Origin of the sequence: Synechococcus sp. R6-10 (assembly GCF_047461815.1) — a bacterium.
GTDB lineage: Bacteria > Cyanobacteriota > Cyanobacteriia > Thermostichales > Thermostichaceae > Thermostichus.
Genome location: NZ_JANSHW010000259.1, coordinates 1 through 10390 on the forward strand (window position 1 = coordinate 1; position 10390 = coordinate 10390).

Below are 10390 nucleotides of genomic sequence, written 5' to 3' on the forward strand. Positions count from 1 at the left end.
TTCCGTAGGGTAATAAGCCTCTTGATAAACAGTAAAGGGAGACTTTTTCAGGGCTTTTTTAACCCGTTCCAGATCGGGGAAGCTCACCAAAGGATTGGTGGCCACAATCCAGAAGAACTGCAGGGATCCCGTCTCCAGAGCGGCAATCATCTCGGTAGCCCTCAGTCCTGGGTGGGGGGAGATGGAGCCGCCGGGCAAACCCCAAGCCTGCTCCACCTCTGCCCGATGCTGGGGCTGGCTCACCAGCCGATATCCCGGCAGCAGATGGGATAACCCCCCTGCCTCTCGACCGCCCATGGCATTGGGCTGGCCGGTCAAGGAAAAGGGGCCGGTCCCCGGTCGGCCAATTTGCCCGGTCAGGAGATGCAGGTTGATTAAGCTGGTGATCTTGGCGGTGCCCTCGCTGGACTGGTTTAGGCCCATCGACCAAAGGGAGAGAACCCTTTGGGATCCCTGCCAAAGCTTGGCTGCTTCGATCAAATCCTCGGTGGCAATTCCGCAGCGCTGGGCCACAATCTGCGGTTCATAATCGGCCAGCAAAGCTGCATATTCAGCAAAACCTTGGGTGCAGCCCTCGATAAAATCGGTAGCCATTGATCCCCACTTCAACAGCAAATGGGCAATCCCATTGAAAAGATCGATATCCGTACCGGGGCGAATTTTTAAGTGGAGATCGGCAGCTTCTGCTGTCTGAGTGCGCCGGGGATCCACGACCACCATTTTGAGGGGGGATCCGGGCTTGTGCCGCTTCTTCAAGCGATTAAAAAGAATGGGATGGCACTCTGCTGTGTTGGTGCCCACCAGAAAAGCCAGATTGCAGAGATCGAGATCCTCGTAGCAGCAGGGGGGGCCATCGGATCCCAGGGATTGGGTGTAGGCCGAGACGGCTGAGGACATGCACAGGCGCGAGTTGGTGTCAAAATTATTGGTGCCCAGGCAGCCCTTAATGAGCTTTTGAGCAACGTAATAGTCTTCAGTGAGCAACTGCCCCGATCCATACATGGCTATGGAGTGGGGGTTGTCTTTGAGGCGGCGCAGCCGAGAAACCATCTCCTCAAAAGCCTGATCCCAAGAAATGCGACGAAAGGGCTGGCCCAAGCTCTCCCGAAACAGGGGATAGAGCAGCCGATCCCGACCAACTGCCTCCAGAACCGTAGCCCCCTTTACACAGACCATCCCCAAGCTGGAAGGATGCTCCCGGTCGCCTCTCATTTTCCAGTCACCTGAGGCTGTCGAAACCGCCTCCAATCCACATCCCACACCGCAATAGGGACATAGGGTTTTGATGACAGCTTTTTCCGACTCCATCGCGGTCACCATGAGTTGGGATCCCTATTAAACGCCCAATTCTCTCGCATTTTGGATCCCTTAGCTGAGAAGAGCGGCAACTTGGATCTCCAAGCCAGGTAATACAACCTAGCTCTTGTCAGTGTCCTGTTCAGCTAGCCAAAGATGGCCATCTTGAGTTTGGATAAAAACGTATTTGCTTCTGGGAAAAATCAGCCAGACTTCCAGTACATCGGAGCTGAGATACTCTTGGGCTTTTAGGAAAATATCTTCTCCACAGTCGGTTGGAGAGAAGATCTCCTCAACCAGAGGATAGCTCTGCAGCAGCGTGGCAATATCCTCTCCAAATTGCTGGATTAAATCTGGAGATGAGTAGGCAGCATCAGGTCTTCTGACTCTGCCTTTGGTTTGGCCGGGAGCCTTCACCAAAACCATACCCCCCAATGGCTGACATTCAACATAACCGAGCCAACGGAAGAGAAGTCGGGTTTGGATCTTTGCATGCCCTAAGGTTTGCCCCACTTTCTCCACAATGTAGCCATCTACCCATTTGGTTTGGGCAACTGGATTGGCCAGATAGTCGGCAAGGGTTTTGGGCAAGCTAGAGACCCGCTCCTCCATTGGGAGATCGGTTGGAACTACCTGAACCGGAGCAGTGGCCATCAACTTCCCTCTCCAAGTATTTTGAACCCTAGCTCAATCCCCTCCATGGGCAAAGCGACGATAGAGGAAGTCAAGGGCGCGGTTGCGCAATTCGTAGAACTCGGGCATTTCCATAATGCGGGAGCGGATGCGCGGTCGCTCGAAGGGAATGGTCAAGATCTCGCCGATATGGGCAGCGGGGCCGTTGGTCATCATCACCACACGGTCTGACAAGTAGAGAGCCTCGTCGATGTCATGAGTAATCATCAAAACCGTGCAGCGGTGATCCCGCCAAATGGCCAGCAGCTCGTCTTGCAGCTCTTCTTTGGTAATGGCATCCAAGGCCCCAAAAGGCTCATCCAACAGCAAAACTTGCGGACGAACGGCAAGAGCGCGGGCAATGGCTACCCTTTGCTTCATGCCTCCAGAAAGCTGCTTGGGCCGCTTGTGGGCTGCTTCCGCCAAACCTACCAATTCCAGATGTTCTTGAACAATTTCCCTTTTTTCCCACCGGGGTTTGGTTGGGTACACCTGATCCACCACCAGATAAATATTTTCAAAGGCAGTCAGCCAGGGCAAAAGGGAATAATGTTGAAACACCATCATCCGATCCGGCCCTGGGGAGGTGATGGGCTGGCCCTTGAGGGTAATGGATCCCGAAGTGGGGGTGGAAAACCCAGCCACCATGTTGATCAAGGTGGATTTGCCGCAACCGGAGTGGCCAATAATGCAAACAAACTCACCGGCGGCCACTTCCAGATTGATATTTTCCAGCGCAACGAAGGGCCCTGCTGAGGTGAAGTAGGTTTTGCCCACATTCTGAAGACAAAGAAGGGGCAGTCCTGCAACCGGAGAAGCAGAAGATAGCGGTGAGGAAGATAGGCGAGAACTGGTCATCATGGTGTTTTCCAATTGAGGGGCTAAGGTAACAAAAGCTAAACTTCGCTGAGCTGGTACTCCTGCAGCTTCAGATCCTGCCGTATGGCTACAGACTCTAGGTAGGCAACGGGATCCTCTCCGTCAAAGCGGGATCCATCGCCAAAGAGTAAAGCTCCGCGGTCGTGGGCCCGATCCGGAAGGCCCAGTTCTCTGGCGGCTAGGGCGTAGGTTTCGCTGTCCAGAACTTGGTCGAGAACCGAAACCCAATTGCGGGGAAAAGCGCAGAGTCCCCAGCGAGCCATCTGCGTCAGGATCCAGAGGTGTTCCAATCTTTCCGGACAGGTGTTGCGCCCGTTGGCAAACTGGTGAAAACCGGTGAGGGCTTGGGATTCATCGGCAATTCCCCGCTGCAGAATACCCGTCCACCCCGGCTGCAGATCCTCCAGGGCCACGCCCACATACTGGGGCTGAGCCAGCCACTCCAAGATCTCAGAACGGTGCTGCGGCTGATCGCAGTAGTGACAAGCCTCCAGTAGTGCCTTGACCAGAGCTACATGGGTACGGGGGTAGTTTTGCGCCCAATCCTGGCGCACCGTCAGCACCTTTTCGATGTGGCTGGGTAAGATTTCAGGGGTGGTGGTGACGATAAATCCCAACTGTTCCCGCACGGCGCGGGAGTTCCAGGGCTCGCCCACGCAGTAGCCATCGATGTTGCCGGCCTTGAGGTGGGCCACCATCTGCGGCGGCGGGATCACCGTCAACGTAACGTCCCGATCCGGATCCACCCCCCCACCGGCCAGCCAGTGCCGCAACAGGAAGTTTTGCATGGAAGCCGGATGAACCACTCCCAGGGTGTGGACTGTGTCGGGGGTGTGGTTGAGGTATTGGCGAAAATCCGCCAGGCTTTGAACGCCTCGCTCCAAAAGTCTGCGCCCGAAGGTAATGGCGTTGCCGCCGCGGGAGAGGGTTAGCGCGGTAATCAAAGGCACCGGAACTCCCCCTACTCCCAAGGTGGAAGCCAACGGGATCCCGGCCACCACCATGGCCGCATCCAGCCGACCGGAGCGGATCCCTTCCCAGATGGTCTTCCAGCCTGGCTCCCGCACCAGGGTGACCTGCTCCAGGCCATGCTTTTGAAACAGGCCTTTTTCCTGCGCCACCACCAGCGGGGCGCAGTCGTTGAGGGGCACAAAGCCAACCTCCAAATTGACCTTCTCCAGGCCGTGTTTGGCAATGGCCACGCGAACAGGCGTTTTTTGGCGAGCCCGCTTTTGCTGGTTGAGAAAGTAGATCATCTCTCCCCGCAGGCTGTAGTAGTCGGGGTGACGCACCACTTCCAAACGATGGCGGGGCCGAGGAAAAGGGATCCGCAAAATCTGGCCAATGCGGGCCTCCGGGCCATTGGTCATCATTACCACCCGATCCGAAAGCAGCAGCGCCTCATCCACATCGTGGGTAACCATGACACAGGTGAGCTGCTCCGCCTGGGCAATCTCCATCAGTTGCTCCTGCAGGTTGCCGCGCGTCAAGGCATCCAGAGCGCCAAAGGGCTCATCCAACAGCAGCACCCGCGGACGGATGGCCAAAGCCCGGGCAATGGCTACCCGCTGTTTCATCCCTCCTGACAGATGGGCCGGTCGCTTGTCGGCTGCCCCCTGCAACCCCACCTGGCGGATGTGCTCTTCCACAATCCGGCTTCGCTCTGCTTTGGGAAGGGATCCCAGCACCTCGTCCACAGCCAGGGCAACGTTCTCCCGCACGGTCAGCCAGGGCAGCAGGGAATAGTTCTGAAACACCACCATGCGATCTGGGCCGGGATCTGTAACCTGTCGGCCCTCCAGGAGAATGCCTCCGCGGGAAGGCTTTTCCAGGCCGGCGATGATGTTGAGCAGGGTCGATTTGCCACAGCCGGAGTGGCCGATCAACGAGACAAATTCCCCCTTTTGGATCTCCAGGTGGATGTCTTTCAGGACAGGATAGACCTCTCCGTTGTCGAGGAGAAATTCCTTGTCGACATGATCCACTTCAATGTAAGGCTGGGTCTTCATGATTCCCCTGAGATGATTTCTGAGAGCATGGAGAAATTGTCAGCAACCAATCTAAAACTCGGCCAAGCTCATTTAGCGATCCTCAGCCACCACCAGCGAGCCAATCCAAGCCGTGATCCGATCCAGCAGAAGACCCACCATCCCGACATAGATCAAAGCCAGAATGATTTCGCTGATGCGGGAGCTATTCCAGGCATCCCAGATGAAGAACCCGATGCCCACACCGCCAATCAACATTTCCGCTGCCACAATGGCCAGCCAAGACAAGCCCACCCCAATGCGCAAGCCGGTAAAAATATAGGGCACAGTTGCCGGGAAAACGATTTTGAAAAAGTACTTCCAGCCCGACATGCGTACAATTCTGGCCACGTTGCGGTAGTCCTGTGGGATCTGCTGTACGCCGACAACGGTGTTGATCAAAATGGGCCAGAGGGCCGTAATGAAGATTACGAAAATGGCGGAAGGGTTGGCATCTCGAAAGGCAGCCAAAGAAATCGGCAGCCAGGCCAAAGGCGGCACCGTGCGCAGCACCTGAAAAATGGGATCCAAAGCCTCGTACAGCCAGCGATTGACCCCGATGATCATGCCGCCCACAACCCCCACCAAGCCGGCCAGGGCAAACCCAATGAACACCCGCCGCAAGCTGGCCCAAATTTGCCAGAACAGCCCTTTGGCATTGCCGCCATAGTCAAAAAAGGGATCTTTAATGAGGGGATCCCAGGTGTCCTGCCAAACCTGGAGAGGGGTGGGCAAGTTGGCTCCGGGGCGGCTATAGGCAATTTGCCAGAGAACGAGCACTATTAAAATGGCCGTGGTGGGCAAAAGAACGCGGCGCAGCACTTGGTGGATTTGGACTCGCTGCCTCCAAGCAGAAGAAGATGCAGAGCTGGCCGGGGAGTGGAGCCCGGCATTGGACTGAAGAACAAAGCCTGGGCTGGTTTTCAGCAGCCAGTGGCCTAGGCCAACCAGTAGGGGAAGCAGGATCCGAAAGAGGTGGTAGCCCAACTGTAGGGCAGAGTGGAAAATCCTCATGGCTTGCTGGGAGTAAGGTTGAAGTCAACTTAAGAGGATCCCAAGAGAGAAGGGGTTTCAGTTGAACACTCTTTGTGGGGATTCGGGGATCCCTTCTCTCCTGGGCAGAGGGCTTGCAAGGGTTTTTGCAACTTGCTCTGGAAGAATTGAGAAGATCAGGCTAGGCCAGCTTCTTAATCGCCAATTTCTCCAGGTAGGCGGCAGGATTTTCGGGATCGAACTGCACCCCGTCGAAGAAGGTTTCCACTCCTCGAGAGGTGCTGGGGGGAATGGCTGCCCCCTGACCAATGGCTTTGGCAGCTTCCCGCCAGAGTTCTTCCCGATTCACCCGCTCCACCAAGGCTTTGGTATCGGTGTCGGCAGGTAGGTAACCCCAGCGGATGTTTTCGGTCAAGAACCAGAGATCGTGGCTCTTGAAGGGGTAGGAAGCGTAGTTCTGCCAGAACTTCATCAGGTGGGGGCTGTTTTCAACGACCTTGCCGGTGCCGTAGTCAAAAGTGCCCCGAGAACGGCCCAAGATATCGGGCACAGGCACCCCCAGCCAGCGGCGGTCGCCGATGATGCGACACATCTCCTCTTTGTTTTCCATCTGGTCGCACCAGATCTGGGCTTCTAGCACCGCTTTCAACAGGGCAAGGGTGGCTTTCGGGTGCGCATCCACCCAGTCGGCCCGCAGGGCAAAGGCCTTTTCCGGGTGGCCGTTCCACAGCTCGCCGGTGGTGAGGGCACTATACCCCTCTTTTTGGTTCACCAGCTGGGCATTCCAAGGCTCGCCCACACAGAGGGCTTCCATGGTTCTGGATTTCATATTGGCCACCATCTGCGGCGGCGGCACCACAATGACGGAGACGTCGCTAGTGGGATCGATCCCGCCTGCGGCCAGCCAGTAGCGCATCCATAGGTCGTGGGTGCCACCAGGGAAGGTCATCGCACATTTGGGATCTTTGCCGGCAGCTCGAAGCTCGGCAAACTTGGCCTTGAGGGGGGAACTATCCAGGCCGATTTGCAAATCCCGATATTGGTTGGAAATGCTGATGCCCTGACCGTCCAGATTGAGACGGGCCAAAATGTACATAGGCACCGGCTTGCCATCGGTAACTTTGCCGGTGGTGATGAGGTAGGGCATGGGGGTGAGGATGTGTGCCCCATCGATGCCGCCGGCGGCGGATCCCAGCACCAAGTTGTCGCGGGTGGTGCCCCAAGAGGCCTGCTTGACCACCTCTACGTCCTTCATGCCGTACTTGTCGAAAAACCCCTTCTCTTTGGCGATGATCAGGGGGGCCGCGTCGGTTAGAGCGATGAACCCCAGCTTGGCGCTGGTGGTTTCGGGAGTATCGGCCTGCGCCACCCAGTAGCCTTTGCCCAAGGATTGCGATTGGGCGCGCGGGATCCCAGCCGTGGCCGCCCCAGCCGTGAGAGCAGCCACCCCGGCCAAAAATTGCCGACGGGAGACGGGAGAGGAAGTGCTGAACAGCTTAGACATCGAAACCTCCAAGATTTACAACGACGAAGAAAGAAAAACTTTCAGGACGGCAACAGAACCGCTAGCGGGTTACCAAAACAGAAGCCTGGGCGGCGGACGGATGCTGACGCGGCCTGGCCCCAAAGTGCTCCCTGAGCAACTCCACCAAGACCGGCTTGAGGTCTTCGCAAGGGATCCCTTTGCGCACGCATTCGCCCAGCTTGGCGTCTTTGCCCACCTCTCCCCCCATGTAGATGTCCACGGCCTCCACCACCCTGCCGTCCTTGCGAGCAGTGGTGCCCATAAGGCCGATATCGGCTACTTGGGGTTGGCCGCAGGAGTTGGGGCAGCCCGTCCAGTGGATGCGCACCGTTTGGGGGATCTCCAGCTCCGCCTCCAGCTCCTCCATCAAGGCCACAGCCCGGTTTTTGGTCTCGATGAGGGCAAAGTTGCAGAACTGGTTGCCCGTACACGACACCAGCCCCCGCTGCAAGGGCCCTGGGTTGGGAGAGAACTTTTTCAACAGCGGCTCTTTTAACAAGGAAGCCACTCGGGAGTCGGGCACATTGGGGATGAGCACGTTCTGCTCCACCGTCAGCCGCAGCTCCCCGGAGCCGTACACCTCCGCCAAGCGGGCCAGCTCCATCATCTCCAGGGCGTTGAGCCGCCCCACCGGCACATGCAGGCCGACAAAGTTGAGGCCCGGCTGCTTCTGGGCATGCACCCCCAGCAGATCCCGCTTGTGCCAGACCACCTCATCTTTTTCCGCTGCCCTGAGCAGAGGGTGGCCAGTCTGGCGCTCCACAGCCGCCCGGAACTTCTCTAGGCCCCACTCGTCAATGAGCCACATCAACCGCGCCTTTTGCCGGTTGGCCCGCAGGCCGTGATCCCGGTAGACCAGCAGCACCGCCTCGCACAGGGGAACTACATCCCGGGGATCCACCCAGACATCTAGGCCAATTGCCTCGGCGCAGCGGCGAGCAGAGAAAAAGCCGCCCACCAGGACGTTGAAGCCCAGGCGGCCATTTTTGAAGGCGGGCACAAAGGCCAGGTCGTTGATCTCCGCATGCACGGAGTTGTCACGACAACCGCAGAGGGCGATGTTGAACTTGCGCGGCAGGTTGCTGAAGGAAGGGTTGCCCTCGCCGTTGTTGGTAACCATGTCCTGCACCTTGCGAGTGAGGCCGCGCACGTCGATCAGCTCGTCCGGGTCAATACCGGCCAGAGGGGATCCCGTGATGTTGCGCACGTTGTCCATGCCCGACTGGATGCTGGTCAGGCCTACCTCTTTCAGGTAGCCCAGGATCTGGGGCATTTCCTCGATGGGGATGCCCCGCAGTTGCAGGTTCTGCCGGGTGGTGATGTCGGCTACGCCCTGTTCTCCATAGGGGTGGATGATTGCGCCCAACATCCGCATTTGGCCGCTGGTTAGGATCCCATTGGGCAGGCGCAGCCGCAGCATGAACTGACCCGGTGTGCGCTTGCGAAAGAAGATCCCCAGCCACTTGAGGCGGTGATCCCGGTCGTCTTCAGGAATGTTCTCCCAACCCATCCGGGCAAACGCCTCCAGCTCGGCCTTGACCGCCAGCCCATCCTTTTCGCTTTTGAGGCGTTCAAATTGGTTCGCCATGATCGCTGCCGTGGGGTGAACACTGGCTACCCTAGCGATGACGAACCGTTAACTTTGGTATTGGCAGTTACACTTTGTAACAGGTTATGCAGTTTTGTCATTCTCGAATTGCGCTTTATGCATAAAGTCAGGCTTCCAGGAGCAGCAGACCCCTCTTTCCCCTTTGGGAAAGGGGCTGGGGGTGAGGAAAAGCTAGTTGAGAGGGTTGAAAGAGTTGAAAGGCTCCATCTGCCAGAGCAGACGGGGCGGGATCCCCAGCCCTTCGGTGAGGGGTGCGGGCCGTTGGGAAGTTTGGGGATCGCAGTCGTAGAGAGCGGTGGTGTAGCGGTAGCTGCGGGGGGGGCCACCGTTGAGGCGAATGCCGCTAATTTCAAAGGTGTAGTTGCGATTGGGCTGGATCGAACCCACGGAGTAGGTCAAAGTTTCCAGGCCAAAGGCGGGATCCCCCACGCGGAGATCTCCAACAGGCACCGGCTCGCCGCTGAGGGCATCGGTGATGCGGACTTGGGCTTGGCTGAGATCAGCCTTGCCGCCACGGCTGGGCACCGAGAAAGACCAGCGGTAGGCAGACAGGGGCTGGCCGGAAAACCCTTCTAGGCGGTAGAGGTAGCCGTCTTTCTCCGGGAAGGCGATGAACTCTGGATCTGGCACCGACTCGTCAAAACCGAAGATCCAGTTGGCGTTGGCCTGGGTCACCCGTCCAGCCCGTGGGTCAAAGACAATGCCGTAGGCCCCCTGGGCGTACTGAGGATACAGGTTCCAGCGGCGATGCCCCACATCCACAAAGTTTTCTCGACCTGGCTCGGCAAAATAGATGTCCACCTGCCGCGCCAACACCCGGCCTGGATCGGGGCCGTTCAGCTCTAGGATGGGCCCAACCGCCAGGTTGCTGAAGCGGGATCCCGCCTCCCCAGCAGGGGTAAAGCAGCGCCAAGAAGGGGGCGGCTGGTGGCTGAGAGTACCATTGGCTACCTGCATCAAGGCCGCTTGCTGGGCGGCTTCTAGGAACTGAGGATTGAGCTTCACCGGCGGTAACTGGTGCAACAGCCGTAGAAAATTCAGCCGATCCATCATCTTTTGGGCTGCTGCAGGCGTAAGGCGACCGGGGTTGCAGGTAGCAACCTGGGGCTGTTCGGCGTAAATAGGCCCCGTGAAGCTGCGGGTCTGGCGATCCAACCGGCACAGGAAGCTGGCAATCGGCACTTCCCCTGCCCGCGGTGGCTCCATCGAGGTAGGGGATCCTCCACAGGCCGCCAGCAGACAAAGACAAAAGATCCCCGCGATCCTCAAAGCCCAAAGCTGAACCAACTTGGGCAACCGCTGCAAGGGCATGCAAAAACCAGCCGAATTATGAGCCGGTGGGGGTGGGGGTGATGCTGGGGGGGCTGACGGTGCTGCTGCTGCTCTCGC

8 protein-coding genes are annotated in these 10390 nt (G+C 57.9%); all 8 read right to left on the bottom strand.

Going from position 1 to position 10390, the window contains the following annotated elements:
* A partial coding sequence (locus NW837_RS08060) for a molybdopterin-dependent oxidoreductase (protein ID WP_414330509.1) occupies positions 1 to 1308 on the bottom strand: 1308 nt, incomplete at its 3' end.
* 108 nt (positions 1309 to 1416) lie between these two features.
* Positions 1417 to 1950 (bottom strand): Uma2 family endonuclease, encoded by a 534-nt coding sequence (locus tag NW837_RS08065; protein WP_414330500.1) that lies wholly within the window; start codon positions 1948 to 1950, stop codon positions 1417 to 1419.
* A 33-nt stretch (positions 1951 to 1983) separates the two neighbouring features.
* The gene (locus NW837_RS08070) at positions 1984 to 2826 is read right to left on the bottom strand and encodes an ABC transporter ATP-binding protein (protein WP_414330511.1); all 843 of its coding nucleotides are present in this window, start codon (positions 2824 to 2826) and stop codon (positions 1984 to 1986) included.
* Between the two features lie 38 nt (positions 2827 to 2864).
* Entirely contained in the window at positions 2865 to 4856 is a 1992-nt protein-coding gene (locus NW837_RS08075) for a nitrate ABC transporter ATP-binding protein (protein ID WP_414330503.1), read from the bottom strand.
* Positions 4857 to 4928: 72 nt separating this feature from the next.
* Positions 4929 to 5888: a nitrate ABC transporter permease gene (gene ntrB / locus NW837_RS08080; protein ID WP_099834651.1), complete on the bottom strand. Its 960-nt coding sequence runs from the start codon at positions 5886 to 5888 to the stop codon at positions 4929 to 4931.
* 160 nt (positions 5889 to 6048) lie between these two features.
* Positions 6049 to 7371 carry a CmpA/NrtA family ABC transporter substrate-binding protein gene (locus NW837_RS08085; protein WP_414330505.1) on the bottom strand — a complete coding sequence of 441 codons (1323 nt, stop codon included), beginning with the start codon at positions 7369 to 7371 and terminating at the stop codon, positions 6049 to 6051.
* A 61-nt stretch (positions 7372 to 7432) separates the two neighbouring features.
* Complete coding sequence (locus tag NW837_RS08090) at positions 7433 to 8980, bottom strand: ferredoxin--nitrite reductase (protein WP_414330506.1); 1548 nt, start codon at positions 8978 to 8980, stop codon at positions 7433 to 7435.
* A 192-nt stretch (positions 8981 to 9172) separates the two neighbouring features.
* Positions 9173 to 10312 (bottom strand): CAP domain-containing protein, encoded by a 1140-nt coding sequence (locus NW837_RS08095; RefSeq protein WP_414330507.1) that lies wholly within the window; start codon positions 10310 to 10312, stop codon positions 9173 to 9175.
* Positions 10313 to 10390 lie beyond the last annotated feature (78 nt).

Coding starts and splice junctions, on each gene's coding strand:
- NW837_RS08065 (WP_414330500.1), bottom strand. CDS start 1,950: ATGGCCACTGCTCCGGTTCAGGTAGTTCCAACCGATCTCCCAATGGAG.
- NW837_RS08075 (WP_414330503.1), bottom strand. CDS start 4,856: ATGAAGACCCAGCCTTACATTGAAGTGGATCATGTCGACAAGGAATTT.
- ntrB (WP_099834651.1), bottom strand. CDS start 5,888: ATGAGGATTTTCCACTCTGCCCTACAGTTGGGCTACCACCTCTTTCGG.
- NW837_RS08085 (WP_414330505.1), bottom strand. CDS start 7,371: ATGTCTAAGCTGTTCAGCACTTCCTCTCCCGTCTCCCGTCGGCAATTT.
- NW837_RS08095 (WP_414330507.1), bottom strand. CDS start 10,312: ATGCCCTTGCAGCGGTTGCCCAAGTTGGTTCAGCTTTGGGCTTTGAGG.
- NW837_RS08070 (WP_414330511.1), bottom strand. CDS start 2,826: ATGACCAGTTCTCGCCTATCTTCCTCACCGCTATCTTCTGCTTCTCCG.
- NW837_RS08090 (WP_414330506.1), bottom strand. CDS start 8,980: ATGGCGAACCAATTTGAACGCCTCAAAAGCGAAAAGGATGGGCTGGCG.